Annotated in this window: 27 protein-coding genes; 15 read left to right on the forward strand and 12 right to left on the reverse strand. The window is 66.2% G+C overall.

The genetic code is table 11. The annotated features are described in order from the left end of the window. The first annotated feature begins 5 nt into the window (after positions 1-5). The 9 genes from atpA to NMP03_RS10735 all read left to right on the forward strand — a co-directional run bounded on the left by atpA (position 6) and on the right by NMP03_RS10735 (position 8,354). Entirely contained in the window at positions 6-1,535 is a 1,530-nt protein-coding gene (gene atpA / locus NMP03_RS10695) for a F0F1 ATP synthase subunit alpha (RefSeq protein ID WP_256505368.1), read from the forward strand. 102 nt (positions 1,536-1,637) lie between these two features. Continuing rightward, on the forward strand, positions 1,638-2,522 hold the full coding sequence (locus tag NMP03_RS10700; protein ID WP_256505369.1) for a F0F1 ATP synthase subunit gamma: 885 nt from the start codon (positions 1,638-1,640) through the stop codon (positions 2,520-2,522). Then, the gene (locus NMP03_RS10705; RefSeq protein ID WP_256505370.1) at positions 2,522-3,136 is read left to right on the forward strand and encodes a hypothetical protein; all 615 of its coding nucleotides are present in this window, start codon (positions 2,522-2,524) and stop codon (positions 3,134-3,136) included. The genes NMP03_RS10700 and NMP03_RS10705 overlap by 1 nt, the downstream gene beginning before the upstream one ends. 25 nt (positions 3,137-3,161) lie before the next feature. Beyond that, positions 3,162-4,598 (forward strand): F0F1 ATP synthase subunit beta, encoded by a 1,437-nt coding sequence (gene atpD, locus NMP03_RS10710; RefSeq protein WP_319937636.1) that lies wholly within the window; start codon positions 3,162-3,164, stop codon positions 4,596-4,598. Between the two features lie 173 nt (positions 4,599-4,771). Beyond that, positions 4,772-5,026, forward strand: coding sequence for an ATP synthase F1 subunit epsilon (locus NMP03_RS10715; protein ID WP_256505372.1), 255 nt, complete (start codon positions 4,772-4,774; stop codon positions 5,024-5,026). 210 nt (positions 5,027-5,236) lie between these two features. Continuing rightward, positions 5,237-6,772, forward strand: a complete 1,536-nt coding sequence (locus NMP03_RS10720; RefSeq protein WP_256505374.1) for a CpaF family protein — start codon at positions 5,237-5,239, stop codon at positions 6,770-6,772. A 393-nt stretch (positions 6,773-7,165) separates the two neighbouring features. Further along, positions 7,166-7,378 (forward strand): cold-shock protein, encoded by a 213-nt coding sequence (locus NMP03_RS10725; protein WP_033922120.1) that lies wholly within the window; start codon positions 7,166-7,168, stop codon positions 7,376-7,378. Positions 7,379-7,484: 106 nt separating this feature from the next. Then, positions 7,485-7,724 (forward strand): hypothetical protein, encoded by a 240-nt coding sequence (locus NMP03_RS10730; RefSeq protein WP_256505376.1) that lies wholly within the window; start codon positions 7,485-7,487, stop codon positions 7,722-7,724. A 201-nt stretch (positions 7,725-7,925) separates the two neighbouring features. Further along, positions 7,926-8,354: a DUF4121 family protein gene (locus NMP03_RS10735; RefSeq protein WP_256508100.1), complete on the forward strand. Its 429-nt coding sequence runs from the start codon at positions 7,926-7,928 to the stop codon at positions 8,352-8,354. A gap of 43 nt (positions 8,355-8,397) precedes the next feature. Here the strand turns inward: NMP03_RS10735 and NMP03_RS10740 are convergent, their stop codons facing one another. The 5 genes from NMP03_RS10740 to paoA all read right to left on the reverse strand — a co-directional run bounded on the left by NMP03_RS10740 (position 8,398) and on the right by paoA (position 13,288). Beyond that, a complete protein-coding gene (locus NMP03_RS10740) occupies positions 8,398-8,898 on the reverse strand; it encodes a low molecular weight protein-tyrosine-phosphatase (protein WP_406697637.1) in 501 nt (166 codons plus the stop codon). Next, positions 8,895-9,425, reverse strand: coding sequence for a superoxide dismutase family protein (locus NMP03_RS10745; protein ID WP_256505377.1), 531 nt, complete (start codon positions 9,423-9,425; stop codon positions 8,895-8,897). Before NMP03_RS10745 ends, NMP03_RS10740 begins: the two co-directional genes overlap by 4 nt. 76 nt (positions 9,426-9,501) lie before the next feature. Next, a complete protein-coding gene (locus NMP03_RS10750) occupies positions 9,502-11,703 on the reverse strand; it encodes a xanthine dehydrogenase family protein molybdopterin-binding subunit (RefSeq protein WP_256505378.1) in 2,202 nt (733 codons plus the stop codon). Beyond that, positions 11,700-12,653 carry an FAD binding domain-containing protein gene (locus NMP03_RS10755; protein ID WP_256505379.1) on the reverse strand — a complete coding sequence of 318 codons (954 nt, stop codon included), beginning with the start codon at positions 12,651-12,653 and terminating at the stop codon, positions 11,700-11,702. Before NMP03_RS10755 ends, NMP03_RS10750 begins: the two co-directional genes overlap by 4 nt. Beyond that, a complete protein-coding gene (paoA, locus tag NMP03_RS10760) occupies positions 12,650-13,288 on the reverse strand; it encodes an aldehyde dehydrogenase iron-sulfur subunit PaoA (protein ID WP_256505381.1) in 639 nt (212 codons plus the stop codon). Before paoA ends, NMP03_RS10755 begins: the two co-directional genes overlap by 4 nt. A 259-nt stretch (positions 13,289-13,547) precedes the next feature. Between paoA and chrA the strand changes: the two genes are divergently transcribed. Continuing rightward, positions 13,548-14,744, forward strand: a complete 1,197-nt coding sequence (gene chrA / locus NMP03_RS10765; protein WP_256505382.1) for a chromate efflux transporter — start codon at positions 13,548-13,550, stop codon at positions 14,742-14,744. A 346-nt stretch (positions 14,745-15,090) separates the two neighbouring features. On the opposite strand, the gene NMP03_RS10770 is transcribed toward chrA, so the two are convergent. Continuing rightward, positions 15,091-15,354 (reverse strand): DUF2171 domain-containing protein, encoded by a 264-nt coding sequence (locus NMP03_RS10770; RefSeq protein ID WP_256505383.1) that lies wholly within the window; start codon positions 15,352-15,354, stop codon positions 15,091-15,093. Positions 15,355-15,407: 53 nt separating this feature from the next. Here NMP03_RS10770 and NMP03_RS10775 point away from each other — a divergent pair, with 53 nt between their 5' ends. The 5 genes from NMP03_RS10775 (at position 15,408) to NMP03_RS10795 (ending at position 17,996) form a co-directional block, all read left to right on the forward strand. Further along, entirely contained in the window at positions 15,408-15,608 is a 201-nt protein-coding gene (locus tag NMP03_RS10775) for a hypothetical protein (protein ID WP_256505384.1), read from the forward strand. Between the two features lie 38 nt (positions 15,609-15,646). Then, entirely contained in the window at positions 15,647-16,699 is a 1,053-nt protein-coding gene (locus NMP03_RS10780) for a ribonucleotide-diphosphate reductase subunit beta (protein WP_256505385.1), read from the forward strand. Between the two features lie 235 nt (positions 16,700-16,934). Continuing rightward, the gene (locus tag NMP03_RS10785) at positions 16,935-17,357 is read left to right on the forward strand and encodes a VOC family protein (RefSeq protein ID WP_256505386.1); all 423 of its coding nucleotides are present in this window, start codon (positions 16,935-16,937) and stop codon (positions 17,355-17,357) included. 13 nt (positions 17,358-17,370) lie between these two features. Further along, positions 17,371-17,676 (forward strand): polyhydroxyalkanoic acid system family protein, encoded by a 306-nt coding sequence (locus NMP03_RS10790; protein ID WP_256505387.1) that lies wholly within the window; start codon positions 17,371-17,373, stop codon positions 17,674-17,676. A 71-nt stretch (positions 17,677-17,747) separates the two neighbouring features. Next, positions 17,748-17,996 carry a hypothetical protein gene (locus NMP03_RS10795; protein ID WP_256505388.1) on the forward strand — a complete coding sequence of 83 codons (249 nt, stop codon included), beginning with the start codon at positions 17,748-17,750 and terminating at the stop codon, positions 17,994-17,996. On the opposite strand, the gene NMP03_RS10800 is transcribed toward NMP03_RS10795, so the two are convergent. Genes NMP03_RS10800 through NMP03_RS10825 form a run of 6 tightly spaced genes read right to left on the reverse strand, consistent with a single transcriptional unit; the run spans position 17,978 to position 22,516 of the window. Then, positions 17,978-19,318, reverse strand: coding sequence for a PQQ-dependent sugar dehydrogenase (locus NMP03_RS10800; RefSeq protein ID WP_256505389.1), 1,341 nt, complete (start codon positions 19,316-19,318; stop codon positions 17,978-17,980). The genes NMP03_RS10795 and NMP03_RS10800 overlap by 19 nt on opposite strands. Positions 19,319-19,370: 52 nt before the next feature. Further along, positions 19,371-20,291: a hemolysin family protein gene (locus NMP03_RS10805; RefSeq protein WP_256505391.1), complete on the reverse strand. Its 921-nt coding sequence runs from the start codon at positions 20,289-20,291 to the stop codon at positions 19,371-19,373. A gap of 9 nt (positions 20,292-20,300) precedes the next feature. After that, the gene (ybeY, locus tag NMP03_RS10810) at positions 20,301-20,813 is read right to left on the reverse strand and encodes an rRNA maturation RNase YbeY (protein ID WP_256505394.1); all 513 of its coding nucleotides are present in this window, start codon (positions 20,811-20,813) and stop codon (positions 20,301-20,303) included. Beyond that, on the reverse strand, positions 20,813-21,208 hold the full coding sequence (locus tag NMP03_RS10815) for a type II toxin-antitoxin system VapC family toxin (RefSeq protein WP_256505396.1): 396 nt from the start codon (positions 21,206-21,208) through the stop codon (positions 20,813-20,815). The genes ybeY and NMP03_RS10815 overlap by 1 nt, the downstream gene beginning before the upstream one ends. After that, on the reverse strand, positions 21,192-21,467 hold the full coding sequence (locus NMP03_RS10820) for a type II toxin-antitoxin system VapB family antitoxin (protein ID WP_256505397.1): 276 nt from the start codon (positions 21,465-21,467) through the stop codon (positions 21,192-21,194). The genes NMP03_RS10815 and NMP03_RS10820 overlap by 17 nt, the downstream gene beginning before the upstream one ends. Before the next feature lie 50 nt (positions 21,468-21,517). After that, positions 21,518-22,516 carry a PhoH family protein gene (locus NMP03_RS10825; protein WP_256505399.1) on the reverse strand — a complete coding sequence of 333 codons (999 nt, stop codon included), beginning with the start codon at positions 22,514-22,516 and terminating at the stop codon, positions 21,518-21,520. Positions 22,517-22,639: the final 123 nt, after the last annotated feature.

Genomic DNA, 22,639 nt, shown 5'->3' on the forward strand with positions numbered 1-22,639 from the left:
AGACAATGGATATCCGCGCCGCAGAAATCTCGAAGGTCATCAAGGACCAGATCTCCAGCTTCGGCACCGAAGCAGAGGTCAGCGAAACCGGCCAGGTGCTCAGCGTCGGCGACGGCATCGCGCGCATCCACGGGCTCGACAACGTCCAGGCGGGCGAGATGGTCGAGTTCAGCAACGGCGTGCAGGGCATGGCGCTCAACCTCGAGGCCGACAATGTCGGCGTCGTGATCTTCGGGTCGGACTCGGAGATCAAGGAAGGTGACGTCGTCAAGCGCACCGGCACGATCGTCGACGTGCCGATCGGCAAGGGCTTGCTTGGCCGCGTCGTCGATGGCCTGGGCAATCCGATCGACGGCAAGGGGCCGATCGTTTCGGACCAGCGCAGCCGCGTCGAGGTCAAGGCACCCGGCATCATCCCGCGCACCTCGGTGCATGAGCCGATGCAATCGGGCCTCAAGGCGATCGACGCGCTCGTCCCCGTCGGCCGCGGCCAGCGCGAGCTGATCATCGGCGATCGCCAGACCGGCAAGTCGGCAGTGGCGATCGACACCTTCATCAACCAGAAGGCCGCCAACGCCGGCGACGACGAGAAGAAGAAGCTGTACTGCGTCTATGTCGCGGTCGGCCAGAAGCGCTCGACCGTCGCGCAGCTCGTGCGCACGCTCGAAGAGAACGGCGCGATGGAATATTCGATCGTGGTCGCCGCGACCGCGTCGGACCCCGCGCCGCTGCAGTTCCTCGCGCCCTATACCGGCACCGCGATGGGCGAGTATTTCCGTGACAACGGCATGCACGCGCTGATCGTGTTCGACGATCTGTCGAAGCAGGCGGTGGCCTATCGCCAGATGTCGCTGCTGCTGCGCCGTCCGCCGGGCCGCGAAGCCTATCCCGGCGACGTGTTCTATCTCCACAGCCGCCTGCTCGAGCGCGCGGCCAAGATGAACGACGCCAATGGCGGCGGTTCGCTGACCGCATTGCCGATCATCGAGACGCAGGCGGGCGACGTTTCGGCGTACATCCCGACCAACGTGATCTCGATCACCGATGGCCAGATCTTCCTCGAGACCGACCTGTTCTTCGCGGGCATCCGCCCGGCGATCAACGTCGGCCTGTCGGTCAGCCGCGTTGGCTCGGCTGCACAGACCAAGGCGATGAAGAAGGTCGCAGGGTCGATCAAGCTCGAGCTCGCCCAGTATCGCGAAATGGCGGCGTTCGCGCAGTTCGGTTCGGACCTCGACGCCTCGACGCAGAAGCTGCTCAACCGCGGCGCGCGTCTGACCGAGCTACTCAAGCAGCCGCAGTTCCAGCCGATGCCGTTCGAGGAGCAGGTGGTGTCGATCTTCGCGGGCACGCAGGGGTATCTCGATGCGATCCCGGCTACCGACGTCGTTCGCTACGAACAGGCGATGCTGACCGAGATGCGTTCGAGCCACAGCGATGTGCTCGCCGCGATCCGCGACAGCAAGGACCTGAAGGACGACGTCCGCGACCGCCTCAAGGACGCGCTCGCCGCGTTCGCCAAGACGTTCGCTTGAATCCAGTGCGTCACCCCGGCGAAAGCCGGGGTCTAGGGCCGCAAGCGCGCGGTTCGTGGCACAAGACCCCAGCTTTCGCTGGGGTGACGGGGTAGGAATAGCATGGCCTCTCTCAAGGCGCTGAAACTGCGGATCGGGTCGGTCAAGTCGACCCAGAAGATCACCAAGGCGATGAAGATGGTCGCCGCCGCGAAGCTGCGCCGTGCGCAGGAAGCGGCCGAAGCCGGTCGCCCCTATGCCGAGCGGCTCGAAGCCGTCGTCGCGCGCCTCGCCACCAAGGTCGCGGGCAGCGACAATGCGCCGCTGCTGCTGTCGGGAACCGGCAAGGACGACGTCCACCTGTTCGTCGTCGCCACCAGCGACAAGGGGCTCGCCGGCGCGTTCAACAGCAACATCGCGCGGATGGCGCGTCGCCGCGCGCAGGAACTGATCGCGCAGGGCAAGACGGTGAAGTTCTACACCATCGGCCGCAAGGGCCGCGCGGTGCTGAACCGCATGTTCCGCGAGCAGATGGTCCACGGCATTGAGCCCGGCGACCTGGGCAAGCTCAAGTTCGACGATGCACGCGGCTATGCCGACGATCTGATCGCGCGCTTCCAGGCGGGCGAGTTCGACGTCGCGCATTTGTTCTACGCCACCTTCAAGACCGTGCTGACGCAGGAGCCGACCGAGCTCCAGCTGCTGCCCGTCGCGATCCCCGCCGCCAAGGCCGCCGCCGACAATGACGGCGGCGCGGTGATGGAATATGAGCCCGACGAGGAATCGATCCTCGCCGATCTGCTGCCGCGCGCGATCGCGATCCAGCTCTACCGCGCGATCCGCGAGAATGCCGCGTCGGAGCAGGGCAGCAAGATGACCGCGATGGACAATGCCACGCGCAATGCCGGCGATCTCATCAAGCGGCTGTCGATCGAATATAACCGCGCGCGCCAGGCGGCGATCACGACCGAGCTGGTCGAGATCATCTCGGGTGCCGAGGCGCTTTGATGCGATCGGCACTCGTCCTGTTGTGCGCGGCGGTGCTGGCGGGCTGCAACAGCCAGCCGCCCGAGGCGACCGTGCTCGAGAACGAGGCGCAGACCGCCGCGACCGCCGCGACGCTGCGCGGCTGGGACCGGGTGTTCGGCGTGCCGAGCGAGACAATCGGCCATGCGAACCAGTTCGGCTTCCGCGCGCCGGCTTATGCCGCCGACGGGCCGACCTTCCTGTCCGAAGGCACGCCGATCACGCTGTCGCAATCGGACGCTGACAAGCCCAACACCGGCACGTTCGAAGCGGCGGGTACCACCGCACAGGCGATCGAGCGCGTGGCCTTCACGCTTCGCATCACCGATCCGGCGAATGCCGACACCGCCAAGCAGCGCTTCACCGACATGATCAAGACGTTCCTGTCGCAATATGATCTGCAGGACGACGAGGCACTCGGCGCGATCGCCAGCGAAACCGCTTCCGACGCCACCGTCGCGGGCCAGCCGAGCTCGATCGCGGTCGCCAAGGGCGACGGCGACACCCGTACCATCACCGTGACTTTTACTCGCCCGGCGACTATCACGCCCGGCATTCAGCCAGCCCAAGGACAAGCAGATGGCAACCGCGCCTGAAATGATTCGCCCCACGACCGAGGGCATGACCAACAATGTCGGCCGCATCAGCCAGGTGATCGGCGCGGTCGTCGACGTGACGTTCGAGGATCAGCTGCCTTCGATCCTATCGGCGCTCGAAACCGACAATAACGGCAACCGGCTGGTGCTCGAAGTCGCGCAGCATCTGGGCGAGAACACCGTCCGCACGATCGCGATGGACGCGACCGAGGGTCTGACCCGCGGCCAGCGCGTCGTCGATACCGGCGCGCAGATCCGCGTGCCCGTCGGCCCCAAGACGCTCGGCCGCATCATGAACGTCATCGGCGAGCCGATCGACGAGCGCGGCCCGGTCGGTCACGAAATGACCGCGCCGATTCACGCCAAGGCTCCCGACTTCGTCGACCAGTCGACCGAGGCCGCGATCCTGGTCACCGGCATCAAGGTCATCGACCTGCTCGCGCCCTATGCGCGCGGCGGCAAGATCGGCCTGTTCGGCGGTGCCGGCGTCGGCAAGACCGTGCTGATCCAGGAACTGATCAACAACATCGCCAAGGGCCATGGCGGCGTGTCGGTGTTCGCCGGCGTCGGCGAGCGCACCCGCGAGGGGAACGATCTGTACCATGAATTCCTCGATGCCGGCGTCATCGCCAAGGATGCCGACGGCAATCCGCAGTCGGAGGGTTCGAAGGTCGCGCTGGTCTATGGCCAGATGAACGAGCCTCCCGGCGCCCGCGCCCGCGTCGCGCTGTCGGGCCTGACGATGGCCGAATATTTCCCCGACGTCGAAGGCCAGGACGTGCTGTTCTTCGTCGACAACATCTTCCGCTTCACCCAGGCGGGCTCGGAAGTGTCGGCATTGCTCGGCCGCATTCCCTCGGCCGTGGGCTATCAGCCGACGCTGTCGACCGACATGGGCGCGCTGCAGGAGCGGATCACCTCGACCAACAAGGGGTCGATCACCTCGGTCCAGGCGATCTACGTGCCCGCCGACGATCTTACCGATCCCGCGCCTGCCACCTCGTTCGCGCATCTCGATGCCACGACCAACCTCAACCGCGCGATTTCGGAGCTGGGCATCTACCCGGCGGTCGATCCGCTCGATTCGGTCAGCCGCGTGCTCGAGCCGCGCATCGTCGGCCAAGAGCATTACGACACCGCCCGCGCGGTGCAGGTGACGCTGCAGAAGTACAAGTCGCTGCAGGACATCATCGCGATCCTGGGCATGGACGAGCTGTCGGAAGAAGATAAGCTGACGGTCAGCCGCGCGCGCAAGATCCAGCGCTTCCTCAGCCAGCCGTTCCACGTCGCCGAGGTCTTCACCGGCATCCCCGGCAAGTTCGTGCAGATCGAAGACACCGTCCGCAGCTTCAAGGCGGTCGTGAACGGCGAATATGACCATTTGCCCGAGAGCGCCTTCTACATGGTGGGCGGCATCGACGACGCGATCGCCAAGGCCGCCAAGATGGCCGAAGAAGCGTAAGCCACACCCCCTAAAGCCCTCTCCCGCCTGCGGGAGAGGGTCGGGTGAGGGCCTTCTTCTTACCTTTCGAGCGACCGAAGAAGACCCTCACCGCTGCGACTAGGCGTCGCAAGTGCGACACCAAGTCTCGCTACCTCTCCCGCAAGCGGGAGAGGGTTACAAGGAACCGGCCAATGCCCCTGCACTTCGAACTCGTCACCCCCGACCGCCTCGTCCGCAACGAGGAAGTCCATATGGTCACCGTCCCCGGCACCGAGGGCGATTTCGGCGTGCTCGAAGGTCATGCGCCCTTCATGTCGACGATCCGTGACGGCGACCTGCTGGTCCAGAAGACCGCCAATGGCGCTGCCGAGACGATCCGCGTCGAAGGCGGCCTGGCCGAAGTAACCACCCGCGGCCTGACGATCCTCGCCGAAAAGGCAGCCTGACCCTTCTCTGCTCGTTAATGCGTGCTGGATCGGGTGGAGCGAGTGCTCGCGCCACGGCGCCCACCCGCCCCGCTGGCCCTACCGGCTGGACACCGCCCACCCGGCCCCCCTCCAGAGAGGGTCATCTGCCCCCGCCTCGAATGGTTAGGCAATTGTCAAACCTTGCGCAGTAGGCCGGTCGGATAAACCCGAACGGGCAAGGGAAGTGGCATGAGTGCATTCGGCCGGCGTAACGGCACCAGCAGCGGCGCGGGCGGCGGCAGGCCGGCATTCGGCGTTGCACGCCCGATGCAGGGACCCGGCGGCCCGCAGCGCGAAGCCGATGGCGGCGGCGAACAATTTCCGCCGATCGATTCGATCCCGCTCCCCGGCAGCCTGCTGGACGAAGATCTGTCGTCGAACCTCCTCAACGGCGATGCGATGCAGCGGCTCGCCGATCGCCAGGCGACGTCGGGCGACCAGGGCAATAGCCGGGTCGAGGGCTTCGAATCGTCGATCCACCGGATCAAGGAACAGGTGCTTCCGCGCCTGCTTGAACGCGTCGATCCCGAAGCCGCCGCGACGCTGAGCAAGGACGAGCTCGCCGAGGAATTCCGCCCGATCATCGGCGAAGTGCTCGCCGAGTTGAAGCTGACGCTCAACCGCCGCGAACAGTTCGCGCTCGAAAAGGTACTGGTCGACGAGCTGCTCGGGCTCGGGCCGCTCGAGGAGCTGCTCGCCGATCCGGCGATCACCGACATCATGGTCAACGGGCCCGAACAGACCTTCATCGAGCGCAAGGGCAAGCTCGAGCTCGCCAACATCCAGTTCCGCGACGAGGAGCATCTGTTCCAGATCGCGCAGCGGATCTGCAATTCGGTCGGCCGCCGCGTCGACCAGACAACCCCGCTTGCCGACGCCCGTCTCAAGGACGGCTCGCGCGTAAACGTCATCGTGCCCCCGCTGTCCTTGCGCGGTACCGCGATCTCGATTCGTAAATTCTCGGCCAAGCCGATCACGCTCGACATGATGGCCAATGGCGGGTCGATGAGCCAGAAGATGGCGACCGCGCTCAAGATCGCCGGCGCCTGCCGCTTCAACGTCGTCATTTCGGGCGGCACCGGCTCGGGCAAGACGACGATGCTCAACGCGCTGTCGAAGATGATCGACCCCGGCGAGCGCGTGCTGACGATCGAGGATGCCGCCGAGCTTCGCTTGCAGCAGCCGCACTGGCTGCCGCTCGAAACCCGCCCGCCCAACCTCGAGGGGCAAGGCGAGATCACGATCCGCGACCTCGTCAAGAACGCGCTGCGTATGCGCCCCGACCGCATCATCCTGGGCGAAATCCGCGGGTCCGAATGTTTCGACCTGCTCGCCGCGATGAACACCGGCCATGACGGATCGATGGCGACGCTTCACTCCAACTCACCGCGCGAATGCCTCGCGCGAATGGAGAACATGGTGATGATGTCCGACATCAAGGTGCCCAAGGAGGCGATCAGCCGCCAGATCGCCGATTCGGTCGACCTGATCATCCAGGTAAAGCGCCTGCGCGACGGCTCGCGCCGCGTCACCAACATCACCGAGGTGATCGGCATGGAAGGCCCGGTGATCGTGACGCAGGAGCTGTTCAAGTTCGAGTATCTCGACGAGAGCGCCGACGGGAAGATCATCGGCGAATATCGCTCGATGGGGCTGCGGCCCTACACGCTGGAGAAGGCCAAGATGTTCGGCTTCGATCACGCGATGCTCGAGGCTTGCCTGTAAGCTTCTTAACCCCCTCCCTGAAAGGGAGGGGCTGGGGGTGGGTCGAGTGCTCGCGATACGGTCGCCGGGCGTGGCGGCGGAGCCGTACCGCGAGCCCCCTACCCACCCCCGACCCCTCCCTTCCAGGGAGGGGGGATTGCGCGCGTCTTCTTCCTAAAGCCCTCTCCCGCAGGCGGGAGAGGGTTGGGTGAGAGTCCTTCTTTTCCCTCTTCTCGCCCACCCCCTCCACCGCCGCCATTGCCAAATCGGGTACGCTGCGCTACATAGAGCAAGCTACAGTCGCAAATTGACGGTGAATGGTGCTTTGCGGCTCCTGTTTCCTTCTTTCCCTGCCCCTTAAGCGCCGGACGTCCCGGCAGTCGGGTCGCCCTACAAGAAAGAAAGGATGCACTTATGAGCATCACCGGAACCGTAAAGTTTTTCAACGCCGACAAGGGCTATGGCTTCATCACCCCCGATGGTGGTGGCCAGGACGCATTCGTCCACATCAGCGCAGTCGAGCGTGCGGGTTTTTCGACCCTGCGTGAAAACCAGCGCGTCAGCTATGAGCTCGAAGCCGGCAAGAGCGGCAAGTCGAGCGCAGTGAATCTCGAAGCAGCGAGCTGAACTGTCGCAGCGGGTGGCGCGGCCTTCGGGCTGCAGCCGCCCGCTGCACATACCGCAAGACCTACCCGCATACTTGCCAGACCGCTTTCTTAAAGGAACTCATCCAATGGCAAGCGAACCCAGCTATTACCGTGCCCAGGCAGCGCTTGCAGAAGCCGAAGCCGACGGCGCGATGCTCGACAATGTCCGCGATCGCCACATGCGATCGGCCCAGGCATTCAATCAAATGGCCGAGCGACAGGAAAAAGTCGCGGTCATGCGCGCCGCGCGCGAAGCCGCCAGCGGCTCGAACGCCCCCGGCGCTCCCTACCCCCAGGAATCGTTAATTGAACCGCATACCGACTGAATTTTTTCGCTTTTCTACCGCTGCTTCCAACTGCCGGTCGATCCCTTCCCCGGCCATCATCCACGCCACCGCATTACGCCGCCGATGCGCCGTTGCGCACGCCGCCGCGATCGAAGTGCTCGGGTGAATTAATACGCCACCGCAACCTTCCACCCGCTTCCCGCATTGTTGCGGTTCAACGGTATGATGAAGGAGCGGATGATGCGTGGACTGACATTGGCGACAGTAGCTGCGGCGACGATGGTCGCGGGTTGCGCCGGCGGCATGGGCGGCGGACTTGGCGGCTTCGGTGGTGGCCTTGGTGCCAGCAGCGGCTATGACTATAACCGTCCGGACCCGTCATACGGCGGTTACGAAGCCGATCGCTATTATCGCGAAAACCCCCGCGTGCAGCCGCGCCGCCTGAGCGCCAACGACCGCGTCTATCGTGGTCGCGACAACCGTTATTATTGCCGCCGCAACGACGGCACCACCGGACTGATCGTCGGCGGTCTGGCAGGCGGCACGCTCGGTAGCATCCTTGCACCCGGCGGTTCGTCGTTGCTCGGAGCATTGCTCGGCGGTGCGGCGGGTGCCGCTGGCGGCCAGGCGCTCGATCGCAACGGCAACAACCAGGTCGAATGCCGCTAATGCGGTAAACAATACCGGGCGGCGTTCACGCCGCCCGGTATTTTTAAGCCTTGGTGGGCGCTGCCGTCAGCAAGGCGACGATCCCCTCGGCACCCGAGTGGACATCGTCCCAGGTCGCGGCAAAGCCGTGTTCGTCGCCGAAATAGGGGTCGATCACCCCCTGCCCTTCGAACCCGGGCACATGGTCCAGCAGCAGCGACAGCCGCGCGCTGGCATCGGCCGGGCGGATTGCGGCAAGGTCCGACAGGTTTCGCGCGTCGAGCGCGACGACATGATCGAAATCGTGAAAATCCGCCGCGCTAACCTGCCGCGCGCGATACTTCGAAATATCGGTACCCCGCCGGCGCGCTTCCGCCTGTGCGCGCGGATCGGGCGCGCCGCCGACATGCCAGTCGCCGGTGCCCGCCGAATCGACCCGCACCGAAAGGCCCCTGGCCGCCGCCAACTGCCGAAGCGCAGCCTCGGCCAGCGGCGACCGGCAGATATTGCCCAGGCACACGAACAGTACCGACGGCATCGCCGTCGGTGCCGCCGCTTGCGTCATGCCGCGCGGAACACGCCGCAGGCGATGCGCCCGCCGCTATTGCCCGACGGGTCGGTCTTCATGTCGTCGGGGCCGGCATGGATCATCATCGCCGCGCCATCGGCGTCGAGCAGCCCCGAGATCGTCGCGCCGCCCAGCGTGTAGGTCAGCGATCCGCTGCCATCGCTGCCGACGTCGAGGTTGGGCGCATCGCCGACATGCGGCCCCGCTGGGTTCTGCATGCCGTGCTGCTTGGTGGTGGGGTTCCAATGCCCGCCCGCGCTCTCGAAGGTCGGCGCGTCGCAGCGACCGACGGTGTGGATATGCGCGCCATGCGGCCCCGGCGGCATCGCGTTGCCCTCGACCACCAATTGCAGCCCGTCGACCATTTCGGTCGCGGTCACGGTGCCGACCGACTGGCCGTTGGCGGTGATCAGCTGCGCGGTAGCGACCGCGCCTTCGCCGGCTGCGCCGCCAGCGGTGTCGGTCATCGCACAGCCGCCCAGCGCCAGCGCGCCCATCGCCGTCATCATCATGAACTTGGTCATCGCGCGTCTCCCTGTATGGATCTCGATAGCCGAATGGTTGGGCACGGGTGCAGGTTCCCCCGCACCGCCATCACGGTCACGCGTCGTAGCGCGGCAGTCCCGGCAATATCTTGTCGAGCGTGATCGGAAACTCGCGCACCCGCACCCCGCAGGCATTGTAGACGGCGTTCGCCACCGCGCCGCCGACGCCGCAAATGCCGAGCTCGCCGACGCCCTTGGCCTTGATAGGCGAGGATTTGTCGTCGAGTTCGTCGAGGAAGATCACGTCGATATCGGGAATGTCGGCGTGCACCGGCACATGATATTCGGCCAGATCGTGGTTGACGAAATAGCCGAAGCGCTTGTCGACGACGCATTCCTCCATCAGCGCGGCGCCGATTCCCATCGTCACCCCGCCCAGGCACTGGCTGCGCGCCGCGATCGGGTTGATGATCCGCCCCGCTGCGCATACCGACAGCGCGCGCCGCACGCGCACCTCGCCGGTGTGGATGTTCACCCCCGCCTCGATGAAGTGCGCGCCGAAGCCCGCCTGCGCATATTTTTTGTCGAGATCGCCGAAGGTCACGTCGCCCTCGGCCACCACGCCGTCGGGGCCAGCGGCCTCCCCCAGCGGCACGCTTCGCCCGCCGGCGACGATGTTGCCGCCTTCGAAGGTCACCTCGGCGGTGTTGAAGCCCGCCTTCTGCGCCAGCGCCGCGCGCAGATTCTCGCAGGCATAATAGAGTCCCGCCGACGCCGAATTGGCGCCCCATGATCCGCCCGACCCCGCCGACCGCGGAAAGTCGCTGTCGCCCAGCCGCACCTGGACGCGCTCGATCGGCAGCCCAAGCATCTCGGCGCCGACCGCGGCGAGCACGGTATAGCTGCCGGTGCCGATATCGGTCATCTGCGTCTCGACGATCAGGATGCCGTCGCTGCCCATCCGCACCCGCGCGCCCGATGGCATCATCAGATTGTTGCGCAGTGCCGACGCGACGCCGATCCCGACCAGCCAATCGCCGTCGCGGACCTGTGCGGGCTTGGGATTGCGCTGGTCCCAGCCGAACTTCTCGGCCCCGGTGCGCAGGCATTCGACCAGCATCCGCGTCGAGAAGGGCCGCGACGGCCCGACCGAGGGATCATATTGCACGTCGTTGGCGATCCGGAACGCCACCGGGTCCATCCCGATCTTCTCGGCCAGCTCGTCGACCGCGCTTTCTAGCGCGAGCAGCCCCACCGCCTCGCCCGGGGCGCGCATCGCGGCACCCCTGGGCAGGTCGAGCACCGACAGCCGGGTCTCGATCAGGCGGTTCTCGCCGCCATACATCAGCTTGGTCTGTTCGGACGCGTTCTCCGATCCCGCGTCGGGCAGATTGCCCGACCAGGTCATGTGTCCCACTGCGGTGAGCTTGCCGTCGCTGTTCGCCGCCAGCCGCACGCGCTGGATCGTCGCGGGGCGATGGCTGGTGTGGTTGAAAATCTGCGGCCGGGTCAGCGCCACCTTCACTGGCCGTCCCAGCTCCCGCGCCGCCAGAGCCGCCAGGATCGGATCGCTGTACAAAAACAGCTTCGACCCGAAACCGCCGCCGACATAGGGGGTGAGGACCCGCACATTGGCCTCGGGGATTTGCAGCGTGGCGGCAATGCCGCGCGTTGCCCAATGGACGATCTGATGCGACGTCCGCACCGTCAGCCGGTCTCCCTCCCACAGCGCGATCGACGCCTGCGGTTCCATCATCGCGTGCGATTCATCGGGGGTGGTATAGGTTTCGTCGACCTTGAACTCGGCCTTGGCAAAGGCGCCGGCGAAGTCGCCCTTGCGAACGTCGGGCGCATCGGCAACCGGCTTGCCCTGATCCTTCACCTGGGCCAGCTCGAAAGCGCCCTTGGCCTGGGCATAGTCGATCCGCACCAGATTGGCTGCGGCGCGAGCCTGTTCGAAGGTTTCGGCGACGACGAATGCGACCGACTGGTCGAAATGCTTGATCTCGGGCCCCTGCAATTGCGGCACCGCGCCGCGCCCGCTGGCCGCCTGTTTCGGCACGTTCTGATAGGTCATCACCAGCAGCACGCCGGGTGCCGCCTCGGCTTCGCGCACGTCGATCGCGGTGATCCGCCCCTTGGCGATCCCCGCGCCGCGCATCACGCCGTACGCAACGTTCGGCCCGACATCGTGATATTCATAGGCATAGGTCGCACGGCCGGTGACCTTCAGCGGGCCCTCGATCCGCGTGTGCGGCTGGCCAACGACGCGTTCCTGGTCGATCGGGTTGATCCCGGCGGGGGTATCGAACTTCATGCCTGACGCTCCTGCGCGCTGGCCTCGGCGAGCGCGGCGGCGAGCGTGCGCTCGGCCAGCGGTAGCTTGAAGGCATTCTGGGACGTGGTGTTGGCGCCGGCAAAGGCGGCGGCGGCGATCGCGCGCGGAGTGTCGAGCGCCTCGGCAGCCTCGACTCGCCACGGCTTGGCGCCGATCCCGCCGAACGCGATCCGGCGGCCATCGGCGGTCTCGACCAAGGCTACCGATACCAATGCGAACGCATAGGAGGCGCGATCGCGCACCTTGCGATACAGATGCCGTCCGCCCAGCGGCTTGGGCAAGGTCACCGCGGTGATCAGCTCGCCGGGCTTCAGCACCGTCTCGATATGCGGCGTATCCCCCGGCAGCGTGTGGAAATCGGCGATCGGGATCGACCGCTCGGTGCCGTCGGGCCCCAGCGTCTCGACCACCGCGTCGAGCGCGCGCATCGCCACCGCCATGTCGGAGGGGTGCTGCGCGATGCACGCATCGCTCACCCCCATCACCGCCAGGTTGCGGCTGAACCCGCCGATCGCGGCGCAGCCCGATCCCGGCACGCGCTTGTTGCACGGCTTGGTGGTGTCGTAGAAATAGGGGCAGCGCGAGCGCTGCAGCAGATTGCCCGCGGTCGTCGCCTTGTTGCGCAGCTGTGGCGACGCGCCCGAAAGCAAGGCGCGCGACAGCACCGCATAGTCGCTGCGGATCCGCGAATCGGCGGCGAGCGCGGTGTTGCGCACCAGCGCGCCGATCCGCACGCCGCCCTCGTCAGTCCGCTCGATCCGGTCGAGCTTCAGTCGGTTGATGTCGATGAGGGTCGATGGCCGCTCGATGTCGAGCTTCATCAGGTCGAGCAGATTGGTGCCGCCCGCGATGAACTTGACGCCGGCGCCGGTCGCGCCCGCCGCTGCCTGTTTGGGCGCGGTCGCGCGGGTGTAGCTGAACGCTCTCATGCGCGCTGCCCCTGCACATCGCGGATCGCCGCGACGATGTTGGGATAGGCGGCGCAGCGGCAGATATTGCCGCTCATCCGCTCGCGCACCTCGGTATCGCTGAACGCCACGTCGTCGAGGTCGGCGGTCACATGGCTCGGGATGCCGTCCTTGATCTCCTCGAGCATGCCCACCGCCGAGCAGATCTGCCCCGGCGTGCAATAGCCGCACTGGAAGCCGTCATGGGCAACGAACGCCGCCTGCATCGGGTGGAGCTTGTCGGGCGTGCCGAGGCCCTCGATCGTCGTGACCTCGTCGCCATCGTGCATCACCGCCAGCGTCAGGCAGCTGTTGATCCGCTGCCCGTCGACCAGCACGGTGCAGGCGCCGCATTGGCCATGGTCGCAGCCCTTCTTGGTGCCGGTCAGCTGCATATGCTCGCGCAATGCATCGAGGAGCGTGGTGCGCGGATCGAGCGTCAGCCGCTGCTTGCGCCCGTTCACCGTCAGCATCGTCGCCACCGGGGTGATCGGTGCAGCCTTGGCGGGCGTATCCTGTGCCACCAACGGTCCCGCTCCCATCACTGCGGCGCCAGCGGCACCCCCCGCCAGCACGCCGCGGCGCGTGACGCCGCCCGTTTCGCGATCACTTTGCATTGCATTCCCCGTTCCGCATTCGACAAGCTAGTACGCAGGCGAGCCCGATAGGCTCCGCTTGCGAGGTGTTCGCATATTTCTGCGACAATCGCGAGCATTCCCCGGCGCATGACCGATCGCCGCGCAACCCGCCGACCGCGTTGACAGCGTCGCGGCTTTTGGCAGATATTGGGCCTCACGGGCAGTGCGGCGCCCGTCCAGACGGCGATCGTCCAAGTCCGCTCCATCAGCCGCCTGCACGGCTCGGGAGCGCTTGACCATGGATGCCACGACCGCCGCCAACCTTGCCCGCCCGCCGCAGATCGGGCTCGTCGCGCTGTTCCTCAAATTCCTGCGCTTTGGGTTACTGGCGTTCGGCGGCCCCGTCGCGCAGATCGCGATGATCCGCCAGGCGCTGGTCGAAGACGAACGCTGGATCGATCGCGCACGCTTCAATCGCCTGCTCGCGGTGCTGCAGATTCTGCCGGGGCCCGAAGCGCATGAGCTTTGCGTCCATCTGGGCATGCTCGCGCGCGGCCGGGTCGGCGGGCTGCTGGCGGGGCTGGGCTTCATGCTGCCCGGGTTTGCGCTGATGCTGGTCGCGGGCTGGCTCTATGTCTCGCTGATCGCGGGGGTGGCGGCATGGACCGGCGCGCTCCTCGGCGTCCAGATCGCGGTGCTGGCGATCATCCTGCGCGCGGTGGTGCGGATCGGCGAGCATGCGATCGAGGACCGCTCGCTCGCCGCGATCGCCGCCGCCAGCCTGATTGCCACGCTGCTCGGCGTCGCATTCTGGATTCCTTTGGTCGCCGCTGGGCTGGCCTATGCCGCAGCAGGGCGGCGCGCGCTGATCGCGCTGGTGCTCGTCGGCGCGGCAACCGCTGCGCTCCTTCTTGGCGGCGGCGGCAATACCAACGCCCCGCCGGTGGCGAGCGCGCAGGCGCTGACGATCGGCGCGCTGTTCGTGGCGGGGTTGAAGGGCGGGCTGCTGACCTTCGGTGGCGCCTATACCGCGATCCCCTATGTCCGCGCCGACACCGTCGGACGCGGATGGATCAGCGACGCGGCGTTCCTCGACGGGGTGGCGATCGCCGGGGTGTTGCCCGCGCCGCTGGTGATCTTCGCGACCTTCGTCGGCTATATCAGCGGCGGCCTGGGCGGCGCGCTGGCGATCACCGCGGGCATGTTCCTGCCCGCCTTCGCCTTCTCGATGGTCTGGTTCGAACGGCTCGAGGCGGTCGTCGAAGCGCCCGCGCTGCACCGCGTGCTCGCCGGGGTCGCCGCTGCAGTGGTCGGGATCATCGCGGGCACCTTCGTGCAGTTGTCGGCGGCCACCTTCGCGCGCTTGCCGCAAGTCCCGTTGGGCGTCCTGTTGTTCGCGATCGCGCTGGCGCTCGCATGGCGGCTCAAGGGCGGATGGGTGACCCCGGCGATCGTCGCAGTGGGCGCTATAGCTGGGTGGGCGCTGCTGTCCTGACGTAGCGACATTCGGTGCGATTCCGAACCGAAGCGCGCGCTGCTGGGAGTATAGGCTCGCTACGCCGACAGGCCACCAGTTGTGCCAGTGAAGGCGTCTACCCACCACCTGTAGTGGCGCCGCGCATCAAAATCGTCTGCCGGGCAAAGTTTCCGGTGGCGATCGGCGGCCATCTCGTTTACCTGTGGTGACTCGCCGCAAGGCCGCTGGGCACCCCGCCCGCGGCGCTCGCCGGTACGGTTCTTTATGCAGGGCGAAGGGGGTGTCGATGCCAGTAGCAGCTACCCGATTCGCCCGCAGGCCGGATGCCGCGCCCGCCATGTGGCGGCAGGCGCGGCGCTCCGAATCATTCGTCGGCGGCGTCGCCGCTTTCTTCTTCCTCGAACTGCAGCGCGTTCGCCGCGGTCGCGCTCAGCCGGACCGTGTCGCCCTCGACCTCGGCAACGAGGCCGCCCGACAGATAATGGTGATGCCCCTCATGCGCACCTTCGCCCGAATCGGCCTTGGTCAGCTTGATGCGGTCGCCCTCGACCTTGTCGACGGTGCCGACATGGACGCCATCGGCGCCGATGACTTCCATATGCTCGCGAATGTTGCTCAGATCGGCCATGGTCGTTCTCCTGTAGTGACGCCGGCAGAACGCACGTGCAGGGATTTGGCCGCATGACCGTGTCGATCGCGATCATGTACGCTGTCGCCGCTGCTGCCGCGGTCATCGGCCTGTCGCTGCTGCTCGCGCTTCGTCGTCCCTCGGGCCCGGCGCGCGTCTATGTTTTCCGAATGTGCGGCATCATGGCGCTTGCGCTCGGCGTCGTCCTGACGATGTCGGCAACCGCGCTGTGGCGAACCGAACAACCCGCCTGAACTCTTTTTCACCGATCACCGCCCGAAGGACCGCCCCCATGTCGCTCACCGAAGCCCGCAAGCAGTACAAGCCCTTCGAATATCCCTGGGCGTTCGATTTCTGGAAGCGCCAGCAGCAGCTCCACTGGCTTCCCGAGGAAGTGCCCTTGGGCGAGGATTGCCGCGACTGGGCGCAGAAGCTGTCGGATCACGAGCGCAACCTGCTGACGCAGATCTTCCGCTTCTTCACCCAGGCCGACGTCGAGGTGCAGGATTGCTACCACGAGAAGTACGGCAGCGTCTTCAAGCCGACCGAGATCAAGATGATGCTGACCGCGTTCAGCAACATGGAGACGGTCCACATCGCCGCCTACAGCCATCTGCTCGACACCATCGGCATGCCCGAGAGCGAATATGGTGCCTTCCTCGATTATGCCGAGATGAAGGACAAGCACGACTTCATGCAGCAGTTCGGCGTGGCGAACGACGAGGATATCGCGCGCACGCTGGCGATGTTCGGCGGCTTCACCGAGGGCGTCCAGCTGTTCGCGTCGTTCGCGATGCTGATGAACTTCCCGCGCTTCAACAAGATGAAGGGCATGGGCCAGATCGTCACCTGGTCGATCCGCGACGAATCGCTGCATTGCGAAGGCATCATCAAGCTGTTCCACGCCTTCACCCAGGAGCGCGGCTGCCTGACGCGTGCGGTCAAGGATGACATCGCCGACGTCTGCCAGACCACGATCCGGCTCGAGGATGCGTTCATCGACCTCGCCTTCGAAATGGGGCCGGTCAACGGCATGACCGCCAAGGAGATCAAGAAGTATATCCGCTTCATCGCCGATTGGCGGATGAACCAGCTCGGGCTCAAGCCGATCTACATGATCGACGAGCATCCGCTGCCCTGGCTCGCCCCGCTGCTCAACGGCGTCGAGCATGCCAATTTCTTCGAGACGCGCTCGACCGAATATTCGAAGGGCGCGACCAAGGGCAATTGGAACGACGTGTGGGGCAGCTTCGACAAGCGCCAGTCGGCCAAGAAGGGCAGCATCGTCGCCAACGAGGACGAAGGCAGCGACATGTTCGCCAACGCCGGGATTGCCGCCGAGTAACGATCGGTTAACTTTTTGCGTGGGGGCGGGGAACACCGCGCGGATCGGTTGGTTCATTCTCCAACGATCATAGTTTCCCTTGCTACGGATCGACCATCCCCGAACCGGGGCGCTACGGAATGCTCGGTTCGTCACTGTTATCGGCGTCGCCTTTCCCCCGGGGCGACGCCGCTTCGTGTGCAGCCGGGCGGATTCGGGCTGCCGCCGGGCCTCGGGCTGTGGCATCGTCGCGCGTATGACCACGCTTCGCCCGTTCCATCTCGCCTTCCCCGTCCACGACCTCGCCGCCGCGCGCGCTTTCTATCGCGATGTGCTCGGCTGTGCCGAGGGGCGATCGAGCGACCACTGGATCGACTTCGACTTTGCCGGCCACCAGATCGTCGCGCATCTGTCGCCCGACGCCCGCGCCGCCGAAGTCACCAACCCCGTCGACGGCCATGCCGTCCCGGTCCCGCATTTCGGCGTCGTGCTGACGATGGACGATTGGCAGGCGCTCGCCGATCGCGTCGCCGCGGCGGGCATCGCCTTCGGCATCGCGCCGCATATCCGCTTCCAGGGACAGCCCGGCGAACAGGCGACGATGTTCTTTCGCGATCCCAGCGGCAACGCATTGGAGTTCAAGGCGTTCGCCGATGACGCGATGTTGTTCGCCAGCTGAAAGGCCAATATCCATGACCGATCCCGTTACCGTCGACATCCCCCATTCGCTCACCCAGGCCGATGTCCGCGCCAAGATGGACGGCGGCATCACCAAGCTGGCGGGGATGTTCCCCGGCGGATCGGTGGTCGATCATCGCTGGGAGGACGACCGCACGATGACCTTCACCGTCTCGGCGCTAGGCCAGCGCGTCGCCAGCCGCGTCGAGTTGCTCGAAGGCCGCGTCCGCGCGACGATCGACCTGCCACCGATGCTTGCGCTGTTCGCCGACAAATTGCGCTCGAAGCTCGCCAAGGACGGCCCGGGGTTGCTCAAATAGCCCACACCCAACCCAAGGGAACCGATCGACGTTCCAAGCGATACAGGCGGCAGCGAAAAAGGGGACTGCCGATGCTGCGATCGTTACGCTGGCTTGCGTTGCTCACGCTGCCGGCGTTCGCGATCGGCATTCCCGCGGGCGTCGCGCTGGGCAGCTTCGCAGCGGGCGAGCCCACCAGCGGCTATATGGAGGGCTATCTGCCCCCCGACGCCGGCGCCGAGCTGCAGTCGGCGAGCGCCGCCGACGCGCTCCAGCCCGCCGACGAAGCCTTCATCCCCGAGGATCGCTATACGACGGCGGCTCAGTGCTTCGCCGACTGACCCGCCGGGCTGACGCGCCAGATCACGTTGCCGACATCGTCGGCCACCAAAAGCGCGCCGGTGCGGTCGCCGATCACCCCCACCGGTCGACCGCGCGCCTGGTCGTCCGCGTTGAGGAAGCCGGTCAGCACGTCGATCGGCTTGCTGCCCGCCACCGGATAGCCATTGGCACCGAACGGCACGAACACGACCTTGTACCCCGCCGGCGGCTCGCGGTTCCACGATCCGTGCTGGCCGATGAACGCGCCGCGCGAGAAGCGCTGCCCCAGCTGCACTTCATCGGCAAAGGCCAATCCCAGCGACGCGGTATGCGCGCCCAGCGCATAATCGGGCCGGCGCGTATATTCGCGCAGATCAGGCCGGCCGGGCGACACGCGGGTGTCGGTATAGCCGCCCCAATAGCTGTAGGGCCAACCATAGAAGCCGCCGAACTCGACCTGCGTCAGATAATCGGGCGGCAGGTCCGATCCCAGCATGTCGCGCTCGTTGACGACGGTCCACAGCGCCTGCGTCACCGGGTTGATCGCCATCCCCACCGGGTTGCGCAGGCCGGCCGCATAGATGCGGAGCCGCTTCGCCTGCGGATCGACCTCGAGGATCGTCGCGCGGTTCTTCTCCACCGCCAGCCCGTTCTCGGCGATGTTGCTCGCCGACCCCACCGAGACGAACAGCTTCTCGCCATCGGGGCTGGCAATGACGTTGCGCGCCCAATGATTGCCGCCGCCGGGAAGGGCGACGATCTTCTCTGCCGGCGCATCGATCTTGGTCTGCCCCATCCGGAAGGGGAAGCGCACCAGCGCATCGGTGTTGGCGACGTAGAGCCAGTCACCCTGCACCACCATGCCGAAAGGCGAATTGAGCCCGCTCAGCAGCACCGAACGCTGCTCGGCGACGCCATCGCGGTTCGCGTCGCGCAACAGGGTGATCCGGTTGGCCGAAGGCACGCCGGCGCCCGCACGCGCCATCAGGAAGCCCATGATCTTCGCGGTGATCCCGCCGCCCTCGCGCGGCGGCGAATTGGTCTCGGCCACCAGCACGTCGCCATTGTCGAGCCGATACATCCAGCGCGGATGATCGAGGTCGCCGGCAAAGGCATTGACCTGCATCCCCGCCGCCGCGACGGGCTTGCCGCCCTCCCAGCCCACCGGCTTGGCGATGCCGATCGTCGGGAAGGTCTGCTCGCGCGGTTCGCTGATCTGCGGCGCGGTGCCCATCACCGCGTCGTTGGGCAATTGCGCCACGTCGGGCCGCAGGAACAGGAACCACACGGCCAAGGCGAGGACGACGAGCACCCCAAGGGCGATCAGCAGTTTTTTGCGCATGGCGTCCAGATAGGCCGGCGGCAGGGAAGCGCCAAGGCGAAAAGCCTCGGGCCTATGCGTCGTCGTCGATCACCGCGCGCGCGGGCGGATGCAGCCGCAGCTTGCTCACCCTGCGCGAATCGGCCTCGACGATCTCGAGCGTCCAGCCGCTTTCATGCGCCAGCATCTCGCCCGCCGCGGGCACATGCCCCGCGAGCACGAAAGCGAGCCCGCCCAGCGTCTCGATATCCTCCTCGACCTCGCCCAGTCGCGGGTCGATCAGCTTGGCGACCTCTTCGAGCTCGGCGCGCGCATCGGCTTCCCATGCGCCGCCGTCGATCGGTTCGAGCAGCGCGTGCGGTGCGTCGTCATGCTCGTCTTCGATCTCGCCGACGATCTCCTCGATCAGGTCCTCGATCGTGATCAGCCCTTCGGTGCCCGAATATTCGTCGAGCACCACCGCCAGATGGGTGCGGCTCGACTGCATCTGCAGCAACAGGTCGATCGCCCCCATCGATTGCGGCACGAACAGGGGCTGGCGCAGCAATTCGGTCAGCGTCGCGGGCGGCGCAGCGCCGGTCGCCAGGATGTTGAACACGTCCTTGATGTGCACCATCCCGATCACCTGATCGAGATGCTCGCGATACACCAGCAGCCGGCTATGCCCCTCGGTCGCGAAGCACTGGACCAGATCGGCAAAGGCGATCTTTTCCTCGACCGCGACGATATCGGCGCGCGGCACCCCGCAATCTCCCGCGTCGCGCTCGCCGAAATGCAGCAGGTTGCGCACCATCTGCCGCTCGACCGGCGACAGATCGCCCGAGATCGGCTTTTCGGCCTCGTCCTCGTGCGCGGTAATGACTTCCTCGATCCGCTCGCGCAGCGTCTCGTGATTCTCGTCGCCGAACAGAAAGGCGCGCAGCCCGCGCCAAATCCCGCTTGCGTCGCCACGACCGTCGCCGGTCGCGGCGCTGCTACTGGAACCTTCTTGCATGGTCGGTCTTCAATCCTCCGTGACGGGATAGGGGTCGTGCAAACCGAGTTGGTCGAGTGCCAGGCGTTCGATCGCCTCCATCCCGTCCGCCTCGGCATCGCCCTGATGGTCATAGCCTAGCAAATGCAGGCACCCATGAACAATCAGATGCGTCGCATGATCCGCGACGCCGATATTTCGTTCCTGCGCCTCGGCGGCGCACACCCCGTGCGCCAGCACGATATCGCCCAGCAGCACCTCGCCATCGTCGCTGTTCTGCGTGACGGTGTCGAGCAGGTCGGGCTGGATCATCGGGAAGGACAGGACGTTGGTCGATTTGTCCTTCTGGCGATATTGGCGGTTGAGCGTGTGGACTTCGTCGTCCGAGGTCAGCCGGATCGCCACCTCGATCACCACCGACGCGGTCGCCCATCCGGCCTGCGGCGTCCGCTCGAGCGCGGCGGCAACCGCGCGCTCGGCCAGCGCCTGCCAGTCGGTATCGCTGCCCCAATCGGGCTCGGCATGGACGGCGACGTCAAGCATCAGGCGAGATCGGTCTGGGCAAAGTCATTCCCCTTGTAGAGCAGGCGCGCATCGTTGGTCTTGGCACAGGCATAGGCGAAACAGTCACCCATGTTGAGGCGGGCGGGATGCTGACCCTTGCCATAGCGACTATACGCATCGAGCGCGATCCGGCTTTCGCGTTCTGCGATGCTCACCATCTCGAAACCGAAGGTCTGCAAAAAGCTGTCGAGACGTGCGCGCGCAACTGGTTCGGAAACCGCATGGCCCCGCCGCAGCGTCACCAAGCTCTCCCATGCCACTACCGGCGAGTACAGAAGCCGCGATGCCTGTCCGATTTGGGCTTCGAACGCCTCGTGGTCGGGCTCGGGTGCCAAAATGGCCACCAACGCCGATGCGTCAACGAAAAGGATCAACCACGTCTTCCTCGCCCGAAAGCCAATCGGCATAGTCCTTGTCGGCGGCTAGCCCCGTCGGCGGCAGTGGCGGATGCTCGAGCCGCCAGCGTGCGATCCGCTCGGCAAAGCCCGGCTGCGCATCCTTCCCCTTCGCCAAATCGGCCTCGAGCGCGTCGAGCGCGCGGCTGATCGCCTCGGTCTTGGTCGTACCCAGCCGATGCGCGAATTGCGCTGCGCGTTCGGCCACCCGACTATCCTTGATATACAATGCCGCCATGCCAACAGGCTCCTGGGATATCCCGAATATAGTTTAGGATATCCCCGCCATCAAGCTTCCTGCCCCTCATAGGCATCGACGATCCGCCCGACGATCGGGTGGCGCACCACATCGGCGCTGGTGAAGCGGACGATCGACAGCCCGTCGACGCCTTCGAGCCGTTCAACCGCGTCGTTCAGCCCCGATGCGTTCATGCCGCCGGGAAGATCGGTCTGGCGCGGATCGCCGCACACCACCATCCGGCTGTTCTGGCCGAAGCGAGTCAGGAACATCTTCATCTGCGCCGGCGTCGTATTCTGCGCTTCGTCAAGGATCACGAAGGCATCGGCCAGCGTGCGCCCGCGCATGAAGGCGATCGGCGCGATCTCGATCTCGCCGCTCGCGATCCGCCGCTCGACCTGTTCGGCGGGCAGGCAATCGTTGAGCGCATCGTAGAGCGGCCGCAGATACGGATCGACCTTGTCCTTCATGTCGCCGGGCAGGAACCCCAGTTTCTCGCCCGCCTCGACCGCGGGGCGTGACAGGATCAGCCGCTGGACATTGCCGGTGATGAGCTGCGCGACGGCCTGCGCCACCGCGATATAGGTCTTGCCCGTCCCCGCCGGCCCCAGCGCGAAGATGATGTCGTTCGAGACGAGCTGGCTCATATAATAGGTCTGCGCGGCCGATCGCGGGACGATCGTCTTCTTGCGCGTGCGGATCATGATCGGCGGCGGTGCCGAAGGATCGCGGCGGATGATGCCGTCGAGCGTCGGCTCGCTCGCCATCGCGATCACCGCATCGACCAAGCCGGGATCGACCGCCTGCCCCTGCAACAGCCGCGCGTGCAGCGCCTGCAGCGCGTCGCGCGCCAGCGCTACCGCCTCGGCACTGCCTTCGACCACCACCCGATCGCCGCGCGCGGTGATATACACCCCCAGCCGGTTTTCGAGCGCCACCAGATGGGTGTCGTATTCGCCGAACAATTGCGGCAGCAATTCGGGCCGGTCGAACGTCAGCTCGATACGCGACTTGTCGCCCGCGCGGGCGGGGACTGGCTTACGGCTCATGCAATCCTTTCGGGGGTGCCAAAGGGGGCAAGGTGGCGGGGTGCGAAGGATGTACCGATGCCGCCGGCCTGCCGCACGTTCGGGCAAAGCGGCGCGGGGGCGGCGGGTAGGACGGGCTGCATC

It is taken from the genome of Sphingomonas qomolangmaensis, assembly GCF_024496245.1.
Taxonomy (GTDB): Bacteria; Pseudomonadota; Alphaproteobacteria; order Sphingomonadales; family Sphingomonadaceae; genus Sphingomonas; species Sphingomonas qomolangmaensis.

Excerpts from the sequence above, each read along its gene's own strand:
- atpA (WP_256505368.1), top strand. The coding sequence starts at position 6 with ATGGATATCCGCGCCGCAGAAATCTCGAAGGTCATCAAGGACCAGATC.
- NMP03_RS10700 (WP_256505369.1), top strand. The coding sequence starts at position 1,638 with ATGGCCTCTCTCAAGGCGCTGAAACTGCGGATCGGGTCGGTCAAGTCG.
- NMP03_RS10705 (WP_256505370.1), top strand. The coding sequence starts at position 2,522 with ATGCGATCGGCACTCGTCCTGTTGTGCGCGGCGGTGCTGGCGGGCTGC.
- atpD (WP_319937636.1), top strand. The coding sequence starts at position 3,162 with ATGACCAACAATGTCGGCCGCATCAGCCAGGTGATCGGCGCGGTCGTC.
- NMP03_RS10715 (WP_256505372.1), top strand. The coding sequence starts at position 4,772 with ATGCCCCTGCACTTCGAACTCGTCACCCCCGACCGCCTCGTCCGCAAC.
- NMP03_RS10720 (WP_256505374.1), top strand. The coding sequence starts at position 5,237 with ATGAGTGCATTCGGCCGGCGTAACGGCACCAGCAGCGGCGCGGGCGGC.
- NMP03_RS10725 (WP_033922120.1), top strand. The coding sequence starts at position 7,166 with ATGAGCATCACCGGAACCGTAAAGTTTTTCAACGCCGACAAGGGCTAT.
- NMP03_RS10730 (WP_256505376.1), top strand. The coding sequence starts at position 7,485 with ATGGCAAGCGAACCCAGCTATTACCGTGCCCAGGCAGCGCTTGCAGAA.
- NMP03_RS10735 (WP_256508100.1), top strand. The coding sequence starts at position 7,926 with ATGCGTGGACTGACATTGGCGACAGTAGCTGCGGCGACGATGGTCGCG.
- NMP03_RS10740 (WP_406697637.1), bottom strand. The coding sequence starts at position 8,898 with ATGACGCAAGCGGCGGCACCGACGGCGATGCCGTCGGTACTGTTCGTG.
- NMP03_RS10745 (WP_256505377.1), bottom strand. The coding sequence starts at position 9,425 with ATGACCAAGTTCATGATGATGACGGCGATGGGCGCGCTGGCGCTGGGC.
- NMP03_RS10750 (WP_256505378.1), bottom strand. The coding sequence starts at position 11,703 with ATGAAGTTCGATACCCCCGCCGGGATCAACCCGATCGACCAGGAACGC.
- NMP03_RS10755 (WP_256505379.1), bottom strand. The coding sequence starts at position 12,653 with ATGAGAGCGTTCAGCTACACCCGCGCGACCGCGCCCAAACAGGCAGCG.
- paoA (WP_256505381.1), bottom strand. The coding sequence starts at position 13,288 with ATGCAAAGTGATCGCGAAACGGGCGGCGTCACGCGCCGCGGCGTGCTG.
- chrA (WP_256505382.1), top strand. The coding sequence starts at position 13,548 with ATGGATGCCACGACCGCCGCCAACCTTGCCCGCCCGCCGCAGATCGGG.
- NMP03_RS10770 (WP_256505383.1), bottom strand. The coding sequence starts at position 15,354 with ATGGCCGATCTGAGCAACATTCGCGAGCATATGGAAGTCATCGGCGCC.
- NMP03_RS10775 (WP_256505384.1), top strand. The coding sequence starts at position 15,408 with ATGACCGTGTCGATCGCGATCATGTACGCTGTCGCCGCTGCTGCCGCG.
- NMP03_RS10780 (WP_256505385.1), top strand. The coding sequence starts at position 15,647 with ATGTCGCTCACCGAAGCCCGCAAGCAGTACAAGCCCTTCGAATATCCC.
- NMP03_RS10785 (WP_256505386.1), top strand. The coding sequence starts at position 16,935 with ATGACCACGCTTCGCCCGTTCCATCTCGCCTTCCCCGTCCACGACCTC.
- NMP03_RS10790 (WP_256505387.1), top strand. The coding sequence starts at position 17,371 with ATGACCGATCCCGTTACCGTCGACATCCCCCATTCGCTCACCCAGGCC.
- NMP03_RS10795 (WP_256505388.1), top strand. The coding sequence starts at position 17,748 with ATGCTGCGATCGTTACGCTGGCTTGCGTTGCTCACGCTGCCGGCGTTC.
- NMP03_RS10800 (WP_256505389.1), bottom strand. The coding sequence starts at position 19,318 with ATGCGCAAAAAACTGCTGATCGCCCTTGGGGTGCTCGTCGTCCTCGCC.
- NMP03_RS10805 (WP_256505391.1), bottom strand. The coding sequence starts at position 20,291 with ATGCAAGAAGGTTCCAGTAGCAGCGCCGCGACCGGCGACGGTCGTGGC.
- ybeY (WP_256505394.1), bottom strand. The coding sequence starts at position 20,813 with ATGCTTGACGTCGCCGTCCATGCCGAGCCCGATTGGGGCAGCGATACC.
- NMP03_RS10820 (WP_256505397.1), bottom strand. The coding sequence starts at position 21,467 with ATGGCGGCATTGTATATCAAGGATAGTCGGGTGGCCGAACGCGCAGCG.
- NMP03_RS10825 (WP_256505399.1), bottom strand. The coding sequence starts at position 22,516 with ATGAGCCGTAAGCCAGTCCCCGCCCGCGCGGGCGACAAGTCGCGTATC.